Origin of the sequence: Nonomuraea bangladeshensis (assembly GCF_039529455.1) — a bacterium.
GTDB classification, from domain to species: domain Bacteria; phylum Actinomycetota; class Actinomycetes; order Streptosporangiales; family Streptosporangiaceae; genus Nonomuraea; species Nonomuraea bangladeshensis.
The window spans coordinates 231523-249142 of record NZ_BAAAMV010000013.1; the positions used below are offsets into that span (position 1 = coordinate 231523).

A 17620-nucleotide genomic window follows, 5' to 3' on the forward strand; every position below is an offset into this window, starting at 1 on the left:
CCATATCGGGAAATCTCCTTCCGTTCGGTAATGCTCCGGAATTGCCGGACATGGGGTTGAGTGTCAAACGCCCCAAGTGAGGAGCCCAAGTGGGAGCAGATCCCGAGAGGCGCTTCGAGGAGCTCTACGCCTCCTCGTACCGGCCTCTGCTCGGGTACGCGTTGCGCCGCTGTCCCGACCCGGACGACGCCGCGGACGTCGTGGCCGAGACGTTCATGGTCGCCTGGCGTCGTATCGAGGAGGTCCCGCAAGAAGACGAGGCCAGGTTGTGGCTCTTCGGCGTGGCCAGGAAGGTCCTGGCGAACCAGCGGCGCGGCGAGCGCCGCCACGAGCAACGCACCGCCGCGCTGCGGGCGCAGCTCGCCGCCTCGCCGTTCGCCGCCGAGCTGCCGGGCGAGGATTTCTCCCAGCTCGGGCAGGTGTTCAGGTCGCTGCCTGATGACGACAGGGAGTTGCTGGCGCTGGTCGCGTGGGAGCGGCTGAGCCCTTCCGAGATCGCCAAGGTGCTCGGGATATCAGCAAATGTCGTACGAGTCAGGCTTTATCGCGCGCGCAGGAGGTTCGCCCGGAGACTGGCCGAGGCAGGCGTCCAGCACTCGCGCGCCGTCGCGTTCGAAGGGAGCCGGCTATGAACATCCCCCGGAGGGAGCACGCTGTGAACATCGCCGATCTCGCCCGCGTACGGGACGAGGACCTGGATGGCGAGCCCGCGGGGCAGGCGTCCGGCGCGGGGGCGCGGGCGCTGATGGAGTCGATCATGGAGACCGAGCGTGAGCCCGTCCGGAGCGGGCGCGGGCGCGTGGCCGTGCGGCGCGGTCTCGGGCTCGGGTTGGTGGCGGCCGGGCTGGCCGCAGCGCTCGTCGTCTGGACGCCGTTCGGCGGCCCCGCCACGGAGTACGCCAACGCCGCCGTCTCGCTCAGAGCCGGCGACGACGGCAGGACCGGCGGCGAGATCATCGAGGTGGAGATCAACGACCCCGCGGCCGACGTGGGCAAGTTCGCCGAGGCGTTCCGGGCGATCGGCCTGGACGTCGACGTGCGCAAGGCCCCGGTCGCGCCGGAGGACGTCGGCAAGCTGATCGGCCCGGCGCTCGTGGAGGGCACGTATCCCAAGGGCGGCGGCATCATGATCAGCACCAGGGAGGACGGCTGCCGCTCGGTCTGGTGCGGCAAGGTGTCCATCCCGGTCGGTGTGACGGGGCGGCTCGTCGTCGGGATCGGCCGTCCGGCGGCCCCCGGCGAGCTCTATGCCACCCCGGTGCAGATCGACGTCGCTCCGGGCGCGGGCGTGATCAAGGGGTACAGACCCAGGGGCAAGCCGGTCGCGCGGGTCAGCGCCGACCTGAAGGCCGCCGGGATGAAGGTCGGGTACGTGGTGATGTGGGACAACCCGGACGGCACCGGCGGCGGCTACGCCGTCGATCCCGCGCATGTCAAGGACGAGTGGCTCGTGGAGGACGTCGAGCGGATCGCCTCCGACGCCGTCACCGTCTCCGTCGCCGCCCCCGCCGGCCTGCCCAAGGACTCGCTGCCCATGATCGATCCCCCGGCCAGCGACTGGTGGCACTAGCCAGTCGTGGACCGCGCCGCCGATTCCGCCCGGCGCGGGCGGAGGCTCGACGGGCGGGGACGGCCGCCAGGCACCACCACGGGCGTCATCCCTTCACGGCCCCGACGATGACGCCCTTGGTGAAGTGCCGCTGGACGAACGGGTAGATGATCAGGGCGGGCAGCACCGCGATCACCACGATCGCCATCTTGATGGCCAGGGTCGGCGGGGCGTCCCCGGTGACCCCGGCCGTCGCCGCCGGCAGCGGGTTGGAGTCGACGACGTACTGGCGCAGGATCAGCGCGAGCGGCCACCTGCGGGTGTCGTCGATGTAGAGCATCGCGTTGAACCAGGCGTTCCAGTAGCCGACGGCGTAGAACATGGCGACGACGGCCGTCACCGCCTTCGACATCGGCAGCACGATCCGCCACAGGATGCGCCACTCGCCGGCCCCGTCGATGCGGGCGCTGTCCAGCACCTCGCCGGGGATGTTCATGAAGAACGAGCGCAGCACCACCACGTTGAACGCCGACACGGCCGTCGGCAGGATCAGCGACCAGTAGCTGTCCTTCAGCCCGAGCCCGCTCACCATCAGGTAGACGGGGATGATCCCGGGGAAGAAGACGAACATCAGCAGGATGCTGAACAGCAGCGGCCGGTGCAGGAAGGAGCCGGGGCGCGACAGCGAGTACGCCCCCAGCACGCTCACCCCGGTGCTGATCAGCGTCCCCACCAGGGTCACCCCCGTGCTCACCAGCACGGCCCTGCTGACCACGGTGTCGGAGAAGATCTGCCGGTACGCCTCGACGGTGATGCCGTCCGGCACCAGCACCAGCCCACCCGCCCGGTTGACGGTGGCGGCCGGGCTGAGGCTGGTCAGGACGATCGTGTAGAGCGGCCCGAGCACGGCGAGCACGATCAGCGTGATGATCGCGCCCTTGCCGAGCTGCCCGGCGGGGGAGGGCCGCTCCTCCCAGGGAGCCAGCCGGGCGGGTCGCCGCGGCCGGGACGTCAGAGTGGTCATGATCGCGAGTACACCCCTCGTTCGCCGAGCGCGTGCGCCACCCGGTTCGCCGCCAGGATCAGCAGCAGCCCGACCAGCCCCTTGAACAGGCCGGCCGCCGCCCCGTACCCCAGGTCCCCGGTACGCAGCCCCGACCAGTACACGAACGTGTCGAACACCTCCGACGCCCCGCTGCCGACCGCGCTGCGCTGCAGCATGAACTGCTCGAAGCCGACGTTGAGCGCGTCCCCGAGCCGCAGGATGAGCAGCAGCACGATCACGGGGCGCAGCCCTGGCAGCGTGATGTGCCACAGGCGCCGCCAGCGGCGGGCCCCGTCCACGGCGGCGGCCTCGTACAGGTTGGGGTCGATGGTGCTGAGCGCGGCCAGGAAGATGATCGCTCCCCAGCCGGCGTCCTTCCAGATGGTCTGGGTGGTGATGAGCAGGATGAACGTGTCGGAGTTCGTCATCCAGTCCACGCCCTCGTGGCCGCGTTCGCGCAGGAGCTGGGCGAGCAGCCCGGCCCCGCCGAACATCTGCTGGAAGATGGCCACGACCAGCACCCAGGAGAAGAAGTACGGCATGTAGACCACGCCCTGCACGAACGCGCGCAGCCGGGCCGAGACGATGCTGTGCAGCAGCAGCGCCAGCATGATCGGCACGGGGAAGTAGAAGACGAGCTGGAAGGCGGTGATCGACAGCGTGTTGAGCATCGCGCGCAGGAACTGGGGGTCCTGGAAGAGCAGCGCGAAGTTGGTGAAGCCGATGACGGGGCTCTCCAGGATGCCCCCCGTGTACGGGTTGTAGTCCTGGAAGGCGATGATGTTGCCGAGCGCCGGCACCCACCAGAAGGCGAGCACCAGCAGCAGCATCGGCAGGTTCATGAGCAGCAGCGACCGGTCGCGCCGCAGCTTGGCCCGCCAGGTGAGCTTGTGCTCGTCCCGCGCCGGGGGGCTGTCCAGCCTGATCGGCCGTTCGGTCATCACGCCCACGCCGGGCCCCTCACAGCCGCCCGTTCTCGCGCGCGACCTTCATGTAGAACTCGCGCGCCTCGTTGCCGCCCTGGTCCTGCCACTCCTTGACGATCTTCGGCCACTCCGAGATCGGGCGCTTGCCGCGGAAGATCTCCTGCATCTTGTCCTCGGTGGGGGTGACGAGGCCCGCCATCTTGGACGGCGTCTCGACCCGGATGCCCACGAAGGGGTCGTTCTCCAGCAGCGTGGCGGCCTGCGTCTCCCAGTCGTAGAGCGCCTGGACCAGGCCCTCGTACTGGCTCTTCTCGTTGGCGCTCGGCCGGCCGGACAGGAACATGTACGTGGGCGCGACCTCCTTGCGGCCGAGCGCGGTCTGCTTGATCTTGCCGTTCTCGACCGTGTAGTGCTTGCCCTCGACGCCGTTGAAGACCAGCTCGTACTCCTGGGTGCCGAACGGCGCGGAGGTCCAGTTGGCGAGCGCGATGAGCTCGCGGGTGCGGGCGTCGCCGAGACCCTTCTTGATGAAGGCGAACATGCTCGCGGGCTCGTTGCGCCACACGATGGTCCGGCCGCCGGCCTGGGCCGGGTAGGGGGCGACGATCTGCTGGTCGAACTTGGGGTTGTCGGCCTGGAAGCGGCCCAGGTTCTCGTGCCAGGAGCCGAGGCCGTCGCGGTAGATCACCATCTGGCCGCTGCCGAAGATGCCCTTGTTGTCGGCGTCCTTGTTGGCCACGATGTCGGGGTGCACGTGACCGGCCGCGAAGAGCTTGGTCATGAACTCGATGGCGGCGGCCCATTCGGGGGTCTCGTACTTGTACTCCAGGGTGCCGTCGGCCTTCTTGCGCCACTCGCGGGGCGCGCCGAAGGCCCGCTGCATCTCCTGCTCCATGCCGCCGCCGAAGGCCCAGCGCTTCTTCTTCGGGTCGGTGATGGCCTTGCCGAGGGCGAGCAGGTCGTCGCCGCTCTTCGGGTGCTCCAGGCCCAGCTCCTTGAGGATGTCCTGGCGGACGAAGGTGGCGAACGGGAACGGGTCGTTCTGCCACGGGATGCCCTGGAGCACGCCGCCGAAGACGCTGTACTGCCAGGCGGCGGTGTCGTAGTTGGCGAGGAGCGGGAACTCCTTGGCCTTGTCCCCGGCGAGGTAGGGCGACAGGTCGGCGAAGAGCTTGTTGGCGGCCTCGGTGAAGTGCGCGATCTTGACGAGCTCCCACTGCGGCACGCACACCATCTCGGGCACGTCGCCGCTGGCCAGCAGCGTGCTGAGCTTCTGTCCGTAGGTGTTGCCGTCGGAGATGTTGAAGCGGACGGGGCCGCCGAGCCGCTCGTTGACGATGTCGTAGTAGGAGTTGTCGCCGAGGCCGGGCGGCACGGTGCCCCAGAGCGGCGTCATGGCGGTCACCTCCTTGCCGCTGGTGAGCGGCTTGGTGGTGACGGCCTGCGCCATGGTGGCGGGGCGGGTCAGGAAGCCGGGCGCGACGAACTCGCTGCCGGGCAGGTCGGGCTTGAGCCCAGGGATCTCGAAGGGGACCCGCGTCGGCACCAGGCTCTTCAGCTTGTCGGCCGCGACGGCGGTGCCCTTGGACGCCGACTGCTTCTCGGCGCAGCCGGCGACCAGGATGCTCGCGCCGACGAGGCCGAGGAAGCCGCGGCGGGTCGTGGGGGTTGATGGCATGGCTCGTCCCTTCGACGGGCGGGAGGGGCCCGAGGAAAATCAGCCTGAAAGTTAGTTGGTATTCCGACCAAACAAATTAGTAGACTGATGGCGCGGCCACAAGGGACCGGAGCGGTCACAGGTTGGTGAAGGAGGCCCACGATGCGGCATGCTTGGGTCATCTCATGGCGGGAACGGGGCTGATATTGATCACTTCTACGACCGGCCCGCAGCCGGCCGACTTCGCCGACGTACGGGCCACCAACCTCGCGGTCGTGCTGCGGTTCGTCCGCGAGCACGCGCCCTGTTCGCGGGCCGACATCGCGGCCACCACCGGGCTCAACAAGGCGACCGTGTCCAGCCTGGTGGCCGACCTCATCGACCGCCGCCTGGTCCGCGAGACCGGCCTCACCGAGAACCGCGTCGGCCGCCCCGCCACCATGCTCGTCCTCGACGGCTCCCCCTACGCCGCCATCGGGGTGGAGATCAACGTCGATCACGTCTCGGCCGTGGCCACCGACCTCGCGGGGGAGCGGCTGCTCACCTGGCGGCGCTCGTTCTCGGCCGGCGACTCGGTCAGCCAGGGGGTGGCGAGCGTCGGCGCGATCGTCCGGCGGGTGATCAACCGCATGGCCAGGGAGGAGCGCCAGGTGCTCGGCCTCGCCGTGGCGGTGCCGGGGCTGGTCGACGTGCAGGGCACCGTACGCCTGGCGCCCAACCTCGGCTGGCGTGACGCCGACCTCGGCGGCGACCTCGCCAAGGCGCTGCGCGACCCCGGCTTCCCGATCCAGGTGGACAACGACGCCAACCTCGCCGCCCTGGCCGAGCAGCGCTTCGGCGCGCACGCCGGCGCGGCCGACCTCGTCTACCTGACCGGCGAGATCGGCGTCGGCGCGGGCATCATCCTCGACGGACGGCTGCGCAGGGGCGGCCTCGGCTACAGCGGCGAGATCGGCCACGTCCAGCTCGACCCCGACGGCCCGCCGTGCCACTGCGGGCGGCGCGGCTGCCTGGAGGTGATGGCCGGCATCGGGTCCGTGCTGCGCGGGGCGCCCGCGCCCGCCGAGATCCACCCCGCCGAGATCCAGATCGAGATCGAGGAGGTCGTCCGGCTGGCCCGCGCGGGCGACGCCGGCACGCTCGCCACGCTGTCGGCGGCCGGGCGGAGCCTCGGCCGGGGCGTGTCCATCCTGGCCAACCTGCTCGACCCCGAGGTGGTCGTGCTCGGCGGCTACTACGTCCCGCTCGCGCCCTGGCTGCTGCCCGCCGTGCACGCCGAGCTGGGCCACCGGGTGCTCGCCCCCGACGCGGGCGGCTGCCGGGTCGTGGCCTCGACGCTCGGCCAGGACGCCGCCGCGCTGGGGGGCGCGGCACGGGTGCTCGACTCCGTCGACTCGGGAAGATTGCCCGGAGGATTGTCGCGAATCCCTTGACCTTGGTCACGCGGAAGTGCACCCTTCAGTCAACCCACCGAAATGTCCGCGTAACTTCCCCAGGCCGGTCGTCGAAGCGCTTCGACACTCTTTCGAGGGATGACCATGCACGAACCCCCCTTCCGAGACCCGTCGGCCCCCCTGACCGACCGGATCGACGACCTGGTGCGCAGGCTCACCCTCGCGGAGAAGGTCGGCCTGCTCCACCAGTACCAGGCGCCGGTCGAGCGGCTGGGTCTCGGCCCGTTCCGCACCGGCACCGAGGCGTTGCACGGGCTGGCGTGGCTGGGCCCGGCCACGGTGTTCCCGCAGGCCGTCGGCCTGGCCTCGACCTGGGACCTTGACCTCGTCCGCCGGGTCGGCGAGGCCACCGGCGAGGAGGTCGTGGCCTTCCACCACAAGGACCCGGCCGGAGCCGGGCTCAACGTGTGGGCCCCCGTGGTCAACCCGCTGCGCGACCCGCGCTGGGGCAGGAACGAGGAAGGCTACTCGGAGGACCCCTGGCTGACCGGCGTCATGGGGGCGGCGTACGCGCACGGTCTTCGTGGGAGCGCTCCCGAAAGGCTGAGGACCGCCCCCACCCTCAAGCACTTCCTCGCCTACAACAACGAGACCGACCGCTGCACCACCTCCAGCGGCCTGCCGCCGCGCGTGCTGCACGAGTACGAGCTGCCCGCCTTCCGCCCGGCCGTCGAGCAGGGCGCGGCCGTGGCCGTCATGCCCTCCTACAACCTGGTCAACGGCCGGCCCGCGCACCTCAGCCCCCTCATCAACGAGGTCCTGCGCGCCTGGGCGCCGGACGAGCTGCTGGTCGTCAGCGACGCGTACGCCCCCGGCAACCTCACCGGCATCCAGGGCTACCACGACACGCCCGCCGAGGCGTACGCGCACGCCGTCAAGGCCGGGCTGGACAGCTTCACCCAGGACGACGACCGCCCCGAGACCACCCTCGCCCACCTGCGCGCCGCCCTCGACCAGGGGCTGCTGGCCGAGTCCGACGTGGACACGGCGGTGCGGCACGTGCTGTCGATCAGGTTCAGGCTCGGCGAGTTCGACCCGGCGAGGCCGTACGACGAGATCACCGACGGCGTGGTCAACTGCCCCGAGCACCAGGCGCTGGCCAGGGAGGCGGCCCGCCGCTCGATCGTGCTGCTGCGCAACGACGGCCTGCTGCCGCTCTCCGGCCGCCCCCGGATCGCGGTCATCGGGCAGCTCGGCGACACGCTCATGGAGGACTGGTACAGCGGCACCCTGCCCTACTCCGTCACCGCCCGCGCCGGGCTGGCCGAGCGCGGCGAGACGGTCTTCTGCGAGGCCGTGGACCGGGTGACGTTCACGGCCGAGGCCGGCCCGGTCAGCGCCGACCCCGCCGGAGGGCCGCTCAGCGCCGGGGCGGCCGAGGCGGGCGCGTTCGACCTGTTCGACTGGGGCGGCGGGGCGTACGCGCTGCGCTCGGTCACGACCGGCCGCTACGTCTCGGTGAACGACGGCACCCTGGTCAACGACCAGCCGGGCCCGAACGGGTGGGAGGTGCGCGAGACGTTCCGCATGGAGGAGCGCCCGCGCGGCACGCTCGCCCTGCGCCACATCTCGTCCGGCTGCTACGTCGGCGCCGCGCACGACGGCGTGCTGCGCCTGGTGGACGACGCCGACCAGGCCGTCTGGCTGGCCATGGACGTGGTGCGCAGCGGCGTCGAGCAGGCCGCGGCGCTCGCCGCCGTGGCCGACGTGGCGGTCGTCGTGGTCGGCGACCATCCGCTGGTGAACGGCCGCGAGACCGAGGACCGCCTGACCCTCGCCCTCGCCCCCGCCCAGAACGCCGTGCTCACCGCCGTGCGCAAGGCCAACCCGCGCACCGTCATGGTCATCACCAGCGGCTACCCGCTCACCTGGACCGACGACGAGGTGCCGGCCGTGCTGTGGTCGGCGCACGGCGGTCAGGAGTACGGCCACGCCCTGGCCGAGGTGCTGTTCGGCGACGCCGACCCCGAGGGCCGCCTCACCCAGACCTGGTACCGCTCCGAGCAGGAGCTGCCCGACCTGCTCGACTACGACATCATCGCCTCCGACGCCACCTACCTGTACTTCCGCGGCACCCCGCTGCACCCCTTCGGCCACGGCCTCAGCTACACCACCTTCGACTACACGGACCTGCGGGTGTCGGTCGAGGACGGCACGGTCACGGCGCGGGCCACGGTGACCAACACCGGCGACCGGCCCGGCGTCGAGGTCGTGCAGTTCTACACCCACCAGCAGCGCTCCCGCGTCAAGCAGCCGCTGCGCCGGCTGCGCGGCTTCGAGAAGGTACGCCTGGAGCCCGGCGAGAGCCGCGTCGTCACGCTCGCCCTGCCGGTCGCCGAGCTGTCCTTCTGGGACGTGACCCGCGACCGGTTCGTCGTGGAGCGCGCCCCGCACCAGCTCATGGTCGGCCGCAGCGCCACCGACCTGCGGCTGAGCGCCCGCTTCGAGGTGGACGGCGAGGTCGTCCCGCCCCAGCGGGGCCCGCTGCGCGCCGCCGCCCACGACGAGTACGACGCCATCACCTTCACGGCCGAGACCCGGCAGGCCGGCGACGCCGTACGCGCCGACGCCGAGGGCGCCTGGATCCTGTTCCGCCAGGTGGACCTCACCGGCGTGCGGAGCTGCGTGGCCACGGCCGGCGGCGCGGAGGGCGGCATGATCACCCTGCGTCGCGGCGACCCGCTCCACGGTCAGGAGCTGGCGACCTTCCCCGTCCCGAGGACAGACCGGTACGACCACCAGGCCATCACCTCCTCCCTTGCGCCCGCCGACGGAGTGCACGATCTTTATGTCGTGTTCGAGAACGACGGCGTGCGGCTGGTCCGGCTCGACTTCGGAGCCGGGGCTTGAGCCGGCGCACCGTCACCATCTCCGAGGTCGCCAAGCACGCGGGCGTGGCGGTGAGCACGGTGTCGTACGTGCTCAGCGGCAAGCGCACGATCTCGGCCGACACCCGGCGGCGCGTCCTCGACAGCATCAGCGCGCTCGGCTACCACCCCAACGCCGGCGCCCGCGCGCTGGCCAGCAAACGGTCCAACGTGATCGCCCTGGTGCTGCCGCTGCGGGCCGGCATGCACGTGCCGGTGCTGATGCGCTTCGCCAGCGCGGTCGTCACCGCCGCCCGCCGCTTCGACCACGACGTGCTGCTGCTGACCGCCGACGAGGGCGCGGCCGGCATCCGCAGGGTGGCGGCGAGCGCGCTGGTTGACGCGCTGGTCCTCATGGACGTCGAGCTGGACGACCGCCGCGTCCCGCTGCTGCGCGAGCTGGCCGAGCCGAGCGTGCTCATCGGCTTCCCCGCCCGCCCGGCCGGGCTGACCTGCGTGGATCTCGACTTCCACGCGGCCGGGGCGCGCTGCGCCGAGCACCTGGCCGAGCGCGGCCACCAGGAGATCGCGCTGCTCGGCGCGCCCTCGGTGGTCTACGACCGGGGCACCGGCTTCGCCACCCGCACCCGCGACGGCTTCGCGGCCGCCGTGGCCGACCTCGGGCTGAAGGGCGTGGCGCTGCCCTGCGAGGAGACCTTCGACGAGGTCTACGAGACCGTACGCGACCTGCTGCTCGACCACCCCGGCCTGTCCGGCGTGGTCGTGCACAACGAGGCCGCGGTCAGCCACGTGCTGGCCGCGCTGCGCCAGCTCGGCCGCCGGGTGCCGCAGGACATGGCCGTCGTGGCCATCTGCCCGGAGGACGTGGCCGAGCGGGCGAGCCCGCCGCTGACCTCGGTGCTGATCCCGGCCGAGGAGGTGGGCCGGGAGGCGGTGCGGCTGGTCATGGACAAGTTGGAGGGCCGCGTGGTGCCCGACTCGACGCTGCTGCCGCCGCTGCTGGCCGTACGCAGCAGCACCTGACGCGGGGCGTTCAGCCGCAGGTCAAGGCTGCCCGATATCTCGCCATATGGCGTTGGCCGTCGTCTGCCGCGGGGGAAGTCGGCTGTGGCGGGCCGCCGCCGCCCTCCCGAGGGGAGGGCCGGCCGCGGCGGGAGGGGAAGCCATGACCACGTCAGTGCAGCCGGCCGGCGGCGGCGGGCAGATGGGCGGCAAGTCGTCCTCATCTGGCCTGGCCGACGTCATCGACACGATCCTCGACAAAGGGCTCGTGATCGACGCGTACGTCCGGGTCTCCCTCGTGGGCATCGAGATCCTTACCATCGACGCCCGGGTCGTCATCGCCAGCGTCGACACCTATCTCCGCTTCGCCGAGGCCGTCAACCGGCTCGACCTGACGCAGACCGAGAAGGGGCTGCCGGAGGTCGTCGCCCAGGTCAAAGGCGGAGCGCCCGCCGCTGACGACAACAAGCAAGTGATCCAGGGCGTGCTGGAGTCGGCCCGCGAGGAGCCCGCCGACCCCGCCGTCCAGGCGGCCAAGCAGCAGGAGACCCGCGTCGAGCGAGAGGACAGGTAGGAGATGGGACGACCGGCCAAGGCGCGGGGCGCGCCCGAGCAGGACGCCGAGGTCACCCTCGGCGTCTACGTCTACGGCATCGTGCCCGCGGGCACGAAGGTGCCGCCGGACGAGCAGGGCCTCGGCGACCCGGCCGGCGAGGTGCGCCTCGTCCGCCACGGCGACATCGGCGCCCTCGTCAGCGAGGTCGACGTCGACCGGCCGCTCGGCAGGCCCGGCGACTTCCTCGCCCACGAGCGGCTGCTCGACGCCGTCTCCCGCACGGCCGCGGTGCTGCCGTTCCGCTTCGGCTCGGTGCTGACGAACGAGGAGGCCGTCACGGAGGAGCTGCTCGCGCCGCACCACGACGACTTCCTCGCCGCGCTCGACGAGCTGGAGGGCTGCGCCGAGTACATCGTCAAGGGCCGCTACGTCGAGGAGGCCCTCATGGGCGAGATCCTCGCCGAGAACCCGGAGGCCGCGAGCCTGCGCGAGGCCATCCGCGGCACCTCCGAGGACGCCACCAGGAACGAGCGCATCAGGCTCGGCGAGATCATCGCGGCGAGCGTCGAGGCCAAACGCGACCTGGACACGCGCACGATGCTCGACGCCCTGGACGGCTGCTACGCCCAGGCGGTCATCAGGGAGCCGTCGCACGAGCAGGACGCGGTCAACCTCGCCCTGCTCATGCGCGCCGACGAGCAGGAGACCCTGGAGCGGCAGCTCGGCGACTTCGCCGAGAGCTGGGCCGGCCGGGTGAACATCCGGCTGCTCGGGCCGCTCGCGCCGTACGACTTCGTCGTCGCGCAGGCGGCCGAGGAGTGAGGCGTGAACCTGTTCGTCGAGCTGCTTCTCCTGCCGATCGCGCCGGTGCGGTTCGTGGTCAAGCTGGGCGAGATCATCCAGGACCAGGCGGAGCAGCAGACGAAGAGCCCCGTCGCGATCCGGCGGCAGTTGGAGGAGATCGACGCGGCCCTGGAGGCCGGACGGATCTCGGAGGAGGAGCACGACGAGGCCGTCACCCTCGTGCTCCGCAGAGCTACAGGGAGGTGACCGATGCCCGAAACGGATGAGCGGCGGGCCGCGGGCGCGCTGAGCGCCGGCACGGCCGGCGAGGCGGCGCTGCGTCTCATCGCCGACCTCACGACCAAGGAGACCGAGGGGGTGACCGCGGTCACCCCGGCCGAGGACGGCTGGATCGTCAGCGTGGAGGTCGTCGAGGACCGCCGGATCCCCTCCACCGGCGACATCCTCGCGCTCTACCAGGTCGAGATCGACGAGGAGGGGAACTTGCTGGCATACAAGAGGCTGCGCCGCTACCGGCGAGGCAGCAGCGACAACGGGGAGAACGCATGAGCGCGGGCGTGACGTGGACACGGTAGCGAGCCGCGGGCCGGTCGGACGCCCCTCGTACGGGCCGAGCTCGACCGGCCACGAGGCGGCCAACCTGGGCGACATCCTGGAGCGGGTGCTCGACCGGGGCATCGTCATCGCCGGCGACATCCGGGTCAACCTGCTCGACATCGAGCTGCTGACGATCAAGCTGCGGCTGGTCATCGCGTCCGTGGACACCGCGCGGGAGCTCGGCATCGACTGGTGGAAGCACGATCCGTTCCTGTCCGGCAGGGACAGGGAGCTGGTCGACGAGAACCGCCGGCTGCGCCGCCGCCTCGCCGCCATCGAGGACCGGAGGGCCGTCGATGAGTGACACGGGGACCTACCTGTACGCGGTCGCCCGCGACGAGGTGCCCGCCTGCCCGCCTGGCGTCGCGGACGCCGACGTGCGCACGATCGTGCGCGGCGGGCTGGTCGCGTACGTGAGCAGCGTGCCCATGGAACGCTTCGCCGAGGAGCCGCTGCGCCGTTCCCTGGAGGACATGGACTGGCTGGCCGGCACCGCCCGCGCCCACCACCGCGTGGTGGACGCCGTGGCCGCCGCCACCCCGACCGCGCCCGTGCGCCTGGTCACCGTCTACGACGGCGACGAGCAGGTGAGCGACCTGCTGGAGCGCCGGGCCGACGACTTCGCCGAGGTGCTGGAGCAGGTCACCGGGCGCAGGGAGTGGGGCGTCAAGGCGTTCGCCGACCCCACGTCGGAGGAGCGGCCGGACGAGCGGCCCTCCTGCGAGAAGCCCGGCAAACCGGGCACCGCCTACCTCCAGCGGCGGCGGGCGAACCTGCGCGGACGCGAGCAGAACAGGCGGCAGGCGCTGGCGCGGGCCGAGCACATCCACGCCGCCCTCGCCACGGTCGCCGTCGCCAGCCGGCGGCACCGCCCGCAGGATCCGCGCCTGTCGGGGCGTACGGACTGGATGCTGCTCAACGGGGCCTACCTGGTGGACGAGGGCCGGGTCGCGGAGTTCGCGACCATGGCCGGGCAGCTGGGCGGCGGAGGGGTCGAGGTGACGGTGACGGGGCCGTGGGCGCCGTACTCGTTCACGGTGATGGAGACCCGGTGACGGAGGCGCTGCTGAAGGGGGCGTCCGCCGACGAGATCATCCTGAGCGACCGGTTGCCGGCCGAGCGGGTCTCGCTCGTGGACCTGCTGGACCGGCTGCTCGCCGGCGGGGTCGTCCTGAGCGGCGACATCGTCCTGTCCATCGCGGACATCGACCTGGTGTGCATCTCGCTGCGGACGGTCTTCGCCTCCGCCGACACCCTGGAGGACGGATGAGCGAGGAAGGCGCCCGCTGGCGCATCGCCGCCGACCCGGACACGGTCCAGCGCGACCTGTCCCGCCTCGTCCTCACCATCGTCGAGCTGGTACGCCAGCTCGTCGAGCGCCAGTGCGTCCGCAGGATGGACGCGGGCAACCTGACCGACGAGCAGGTGGAGGCCCTGGGGATCACGCTGATGCGCCTGGAGGAGGCCATGGGGGAGCTGTGCGAACGCTTCGAGCTGACCCCGGCCGACCTCAACCTCGACCTCGGTCCGCTCGGCACCCTCCTGCCGGCCGAGTGACCTCCGCGCGAGTGGTACGAATTACTCATGCGAGTAACGTCCGGCGGACACACCTTCACGGGGGCGGCCCGGCGCGCGCAGATCGTGGCCGCCACCATCGACACGATCGCCGAGCTCGGCTACAACCAGGCGAGCTTCGCCAGGATCGCCGCGCGGGCGGGGCTGAGCAGCACGCGGCTGATCTCGTACCACTTCGCGGGCAAGGACGAGCTGATGGCGGCCGTGCTGGCGGAGGTGCTGGGGGAGCTGGGCCGGCACATGACCGAGCAGGTGGGCGCGGCCCCCGACGCCCGGGGGCGGCTGCGGGCCTACATCACCGGGCTGGTCGGGTTCGTCGCGGAGCACCGGGAGCGGATGAAGGCGGTCATGGAGATCTTCCTGCATCCCCGGGGCGAGCGCGCCTTCTACGGCCCCGAGGAGGACGGCGACACGCTCGGGCACCTGGAGGCCATCCTGCGGGACGGGCAGGAACGCGGCGAGTTCCGCCCCTTCGACACCTTCGTCATGGCCGCGGCGATCCAGCGGAGCATCGACGGGCTGCCGTTCCTGCTCCAGACCCGGCCCGAGCTGGACCTGGAGGTCTACGCGCGGGAGCTGGCCACGGCCTTCGACCTGGCGACCCGGGCGCCCGCCGGTCTCACACCATCTCCGCCGTGACGGCCCAGCGCTCGTGGTCGCGCCAGGCGCCGTCGATGAACTGGAAGTTCGGCGAATAGCCCTCGCGCTGGAAGCCGGCCCGCTTGGCCAGGTTGATCGAGGCGGTGTTGCCCGGCTGGATGTTGGCCTCCAGCCGGTGCAGCCCCAGCTCCTCGAAGGCGTACGAAACCAGCAGCCGCAGTCCCTCGGTCATATAACCGCGGCCCGCCGACGGGGCGTAGGCCGCGTAGCCGACGGTGCCGGACTGGTGGGTGCCGCGGACGATGTTGTTGACGTTGATCCGGCCGGCGATCCCGCCGGTGTCGAGCCGGCAGACCACGAAGCCCTCGTGCGCGCCGCCGTCGAACCGGCCCAGGTAGCTCTCGAACTCCTCGCGGGTGATGATCGGCGCGCCGGGCAGCCACGGGCCGTGCAGGTCGAGGCTCTCCTTGTTCAGCGCCACGATCTCGGCCGCGTCGTCCATGACGAGGTGACGAAGGCCGACCCGGTCGCCGTACGCGAGGTAGCTCATTCGCCCGATCCTACGCATACCGCCCGCCCCGCACAGGGAAACGCCCCTCGCAGATGGTCCGCGAGGGGCGTCGCCGGGTGCTCGGATGAGTGGTTACCAGTCGCCGCCGCCGAAATCGCCGCCGCCGAAGTCACCGCCGCCGAAGTCGCCTCCGCCACCGAAGTCGCCCCAGCCGCCGAAGTCACCGCCACCGCCGCCGTCGGCGTAGCCCTCGGCGTAACCGGCGCCGTAGCCGCCGTGGCCGAAGCCGCCGAGCATGCTGCCCATCATGGTGCCGATGAACATGCCGGTCATGACGTCGCCGAAGCCGCCGTAGTAGCCGTAGGCGTAGGGCTGGTAGGCCGGGCCCGCGTCGTAGTAGGGGCGGCGCTGGCCGTCGACCATGACCTCACGCATCTGCGGGTCGAAGCCGCGCTCCACGGCCTCGGCGTCGGCCCGGCAGGCGGGCACGTCGCGGACGGCGCCGCCGGGCGGGGCCCAGCGCACGTCGCGGACGGACGGTCCGTGCTGCGGGTTGAAGAAGCAGGGGGCGCGCCGCTCGGGCACCGGCTGGTTGTTGACCTTGGCCTTGACCACGGCCAGCGCGTAGCGGCCGTCCTCGAGGGTCTGGGTCACGTCGCGCACCTGGTCGGCGCGCTCCACCGTGGCGAGCTGGGTCTTGGCCTTCTCGTAGGAGTCGAGCGCGGTCTCCCACTCCTGGATGTGCTGACCGCCCTCGCCGGCGAGCTTGACGTCGGTGTCGAGCGCGGTGATCTCCTCGCCCAGCTTGGTGACGTCCTCGTCGACGGTCTGCTTGACCGCGGCGAGGTCCTTGGCGTCCTGGATGGCCTGCTTCTTCTTCTTGTTCCTGGAGTAGAGGAAGTAGCCGCCGCCGCCGACCAGGGCCAGCGTGCCGAGGCCGACCAGCGCGGCGGTGCCGCCGGCGCCGGGGTTGGCCTGGCTGCCCGGGCTGAGCGCGGACTTGTCGCGGGCCATGGCGAGGTCGACCCGGTGGGCGAAGTCCTTGAACCCGTCGACCACGTCGGAGTTGGCGCTGGTGGCGCGGTTGGACAACTGGGCCGCGAGGTTCTGCGGCATGGCGGTGGACGCCACGAACATCGTCATGCCGTCGAGCACCACGACGGTGGCGCTGGGCCGGCCCGCGCTCTTCAGAGCCGAGGTGAGCTGGCCGGTGTAGGACGCGACGTTGCTCTGGTCGATCGTGCCGTCGGGCAGCGCCACGGCATAGATCTTGCTGTCGGCCCCCTTCAGCGCGTCATTGATCTCGCTCTGCTGGTCGGACGTCAACGGGGAGCCGGACTCCGTGTAGAGCGGGGCCTTCTTCCAATGCGACACAACCGACTGGGCATCAGGGGGAGCCGCCGCGTTGGCGGCAGGGGACAGCGCAAGAACGACGAATAGACCGGCGATCAGAGCCGCGATCGCGGCCCCTGCTCGGCGCAGCGAATGGGTCATTGGCAGCAAGCCTCCTTCGCCCATGAGGACGAACGGGCGGTCGGCAAAGTTCCTCACCGTTCACGCTACCGGATCTGTCCGCGCCGCTCGGGCCTCCTGGCGTCAGGCGTCCTTGATCTCGCAGATCACCGCGCCGGAGGTCACCGTCTGCCCGATGGCCGCCGCCAGGCCGGTGACGGTGCCGGACTTGTGCGCGGTGAGCGGCTGCTCCATCTTCATGGCCTCCAGCACCACGATCGTGTCGCCCTCGGCCACGGTGTCGCCGTCGGCGGCCACCACCTTGACGATCGTGCCCTGCATCGGGCTGACCAGGGTGTCACCCCCGGCGGCCGGCTTGCGGGCCCCTGCGCGGGCGCGCTTCTGGGGCGCTCTGTTCGCCGAGGGCGTAGCGGCGGCCGCGCCGAGCCCGGCCGGCAGGAGGACTTCGAGCCGCTTGCCGCCGACTTCCACGGTCACCCGCTCGCGCGCCGCCTCCTCGCCCGTGGCCACGGCCCCCTGGTACGGCTCGACCGTGTTGTCCCACTCGGTCTCGATCCACCGGGTGTGCACGGAGAACGGCTCCCCGGTGAACGCCGGATCCGTCACGACGGCCCGGTGGAAGGGCAGCACGGTCGGCATCCCGTCGATCTCGAACTCCGCCAGCGCCCGCCGGGCCCGGTCGAGCGCCTCGCGCCGGTCGCGCCCGGTGACGACGAGCTTGGCCACGAGCGAGTCGAACGCCCCCGGCACCGTCATCCCCGCCTCGTAGCCGGCGTCCAGGCGCACGCCGGGACCGGCCGGCGGGCGCATCGAGGTGAGCGTCCCCGGCGCGGGCAGGAACCCCCGCCCGGCGTCCTCGGCGTTGACGCGGAACTCGATGGAGTGGCCGCGCAGCGGCGGGTCGTCGTAGCCGAGCGCCTCGCCGCCCGCGATGCGGAACATCTCGCGGACCAGGTCGACGCCGGCGACCTCCTCGGTGACCGGGTGCTCGACCTGGAGGCGGGTGTTGACCTCCAGGAAGGAGACGGTGCCGTCCTGGCCGA

General features: G+C 71.6%; 20 protein-coding genes. 14 read left to right on the plus strand and 6 right to left on the minus strand.

All coding sequences use genetic code 11. From position 1 onward, the window contains the following. Positions 1–89 precede the first annotated feature (89 nt). Both ABD292_RS40165 and ABD292_RS40170 read left to right on the plus strand, forming a co-directional pair. Positions 90–632 carry an RNA polymerase sigma factor gene (locus tag ABD292_RS40165; protein WP_344217009.1) on the plus strand — a complete coding sequence of 181 codons (543 nt, stop codon included), beginning with the start codon at positions 90–92 and terminating at the stop codon, positions 630–632. Beyond that, positions 629–1570, plus strand: coding sequence for a hypothetical protein (locus tag ABD292_RS40170; protein WP_344217011.1), 942 nt, complete (start codon positions 629–631; stop codon positions 1568–1570). Before ABD292_RS40165 ends, ABD292_RS40170 begins: the two co-directional genes overlap by 4 nt. Before the next feature lie 85 nt (positions 1571–1655). Here ABD292_RS40170 and ABD292_RS40175 read toward each other — a convergent pair whose 3' ends face one another. From ABD292_RS40175 to ABD292_RS40185, 3 genes are read right to left on the minus strand one after another with little or no spacing between them, the layout of a single operon-like run. Further along, positions 1656–2573, minus strand: a complete 918-nt coding sequence (locus ABD292_RS40175) for a carbohydrate ABC transporter permease (RefSeq protein WP_344217013.1) — start codon at positions 2571–2573, stop codon at positions 1656–1658. Beyond that, entirely contained in the window at positions 2570–3544 is a 975-nt protein-coding gene (locus ABD292_RS40180) for an ABC transporter permease (protein WP_344217016.1), read from the minus strand. The genes ABD292_RS40175 and ABD292_RS40180 overlap by 4 nt, the downstream gene beginning before the upstream one ends. 10 nt (positions 3545–3554) lie before the next feature. Beyond that, entirely contained in the window at positions 3555–5198 is a 1644-nt protein-coding gene (locus tag ABD292_RS40185) for an extracellular solute-binding protein (RefSeq protein WP_344217018.1), read from the minus strand. Between the two features lie 185 nt (positions 5199–5383). On the opposite strand from ABD292_RS40185, the gene ABD292_RS40190 reads away from it, so the two are divergent. From ABD292_RS40190 to ABD292_RS40245, 12 genes are all read left to right on the plus strand, one after another. Beyond that, complete coding sequence (locus tag ABD292_RS40190; RefSeq protein WP_344217020.1) at positions 5384–6610, plus strand: ROK family protein; 1227 nt, start codon at positions 5384–5386, stop codon at positions 6608–6610. Between the two features lie 99 nt (positions 6611–6709). Continuing rightward, a complete protein-coding gene (locus tag ABD292_RS40195) occupies positions 6710–9481 on the plus strand; it encodes a glycoside hydrolase family 3 C-terminal domain-containing protein (protein ID WP_344217022.1) in 2772 nt (923 codons plus the stop codon). Then, positions 9478–10482: a LacI family DNA-binding transcriptional regulator gene (locus ABD292_RS40200; RefSeq protein ID WP_344217024.1), complete on the plus strand. Its 1005-nt coding sequence runs from the start codon at positions 9478–9480 to the stop codon at positions 10480–10482. The genes ABD292_RS40195 and ABD292_RS40200 overlap by 4 nt, the downstream gene beginning before the upstream one ends. Before the next feature lie 142 nt (positions 10483–10624). Next, positions 10625–11035, plus strand: a complete 411-nt coding sequence (gvpJ, locus tag ABD292_RS49090; RefSeq protein WP_425565241.1) for a gas vesicle protein GvpJ — start codon at positions 10625–10627, stop codon at positions 11033–11035. Positions 11036–11038: 3 nt separating this feature from the next. After that, entirely contained in the window at positions 11039–11839 is an 801-nt protein-coding gene (locus ABD292_RS40210; protein WP_344217026.1) for a GvpL/GvpF family gas vesicle protein, read from the plus strand. Between the two features lie 3 nt (positions 11840–11842). Continuing rightward, a complete protein-coding gene (locus ABD292_RS40215; protein ID WP_344217028.1) occupies positions 11843–12067 on the plus strand; it encodes a gas vesicle protein GvpG in 225 nt (74 codons plus the stop codon). A 3-nt stretch (positions 12068–12070) separates the two neighbouring features. Beyond that, the gene (locus ABD292_RS40220) at positions 12071–12370 is read left to right on the plus strand and encodes a gas vesicle protein GvpO (protein ID WP_344217030.1); all 300 of its coding nucleotides are present in this window, start codon (positions 12071–12073) and stop codon (positions 12368–12370) included. 13 nt (positions 12371–12383) lie between these two features. Then, positions 12384–12722 carry a gas vesicle protein GvpJ gene (gene gvpJ, locus ABD292_RS40225; RefSeq protein ID WP_344217032.1) on the plus strand — a complete coding sequence of 113 codons (339 nt, stop codon included), beginning with the start codon at positions 12384–12386 and terminating at the stop codon, positions 12720–12722. Beyond that, complete coding sequence (locus tag ABD292_RS40230; protein WP_344217034.1) at positions 12715–13473, plus strand: GvpL/GvpF family gas vesicle protein; 759 nt, start codon at positions 12715–12717, stop codon at positions 13471–13473. The genes gvpJ (ABD292_RS40225) and ABD292_RS40230 overlap by 8 nt, the downstream gene beginning before the upstream one ends. Continuing rightward, complete coding sequence (locus ABD292_RS40235; protein ID WP_344217036.1) at positions 13470–13688, plus strand: gas vesicle protein; 219 nt, start codon at positions 13470–13472, stop codon at positions 13686–13688. Before ABD292_RS40230 ends, ABD292_RS40235 begins: the two co-directional genes overlap by 4 nt. Beyond that, positions 13685–13975: a gas vesicle protein K gene (locus ABD292_RS40240; protein ID WP_344217038.1), complete on the plus strand. Its 291-nt coding sequence runs from the start codon at positions 13685–13687 to the stop codon at positions 13973–13975. Before ABD292_RS40235 ends, ABD292_RS40240 begins: the two co-directional genes overlap by 4 nt. A 27-nt stretch (positions 13976–14002) precedes the next feature. After that, positions 14003–14632 carry a TetR/AcrR family transcriptional regulator gene (locus ABD292_RS40245; RefSeq protein WP_344217041.1) on the plus strand — a complete coding sequence of 210 codons (630 nt, stop codon included), beginning with the start codon at positions 14003–14005 and terminating at the stop codon, positions 14630–14632. Here ABD292_RS40245 and ABD292_RS40250 read toward each other — a convergent pair. The 3 genes from ABD292_RS40250 to ABD292_RS40260 all read right to left on the minus strand — a co-directional run. Further along, a complete protein-coding gene (locus ABD292_RS40250) occupies positions 14613–15143 on the minus strand; it encodes a GNAT family N-acetyltransferase (RefSeq protein WP_344217043.1) in 531 nt (176 codons plus the stop codon). The two genes, ABD292_RS40245 and ABD292_RS40250, sit on opposite strands and share 20 nt — an antisense overlap. Before the next feature lie 93 nt (positions 15144–15236). Continuing rightward, positions 15237–16598, minus strand: coding sequence for a hypothetical protein (locus ABD292_RS40255; RefSeq protein WP_344217045.1), 1362 nt, complete (start codon positions 16596–16598; stop codon positions 15237–15239). A gap of 102 nt (positions 16599–16700) precedes the next feature. Then, positions 16701–17620, minus strand: a 920-nt coding sequence (locus ABD292_RS40260; RefSeq protein ID WP_344217047.1) for a biotin/lipoyl-containing protein, incomplete at its 5' end; no start/stop codon positions are given.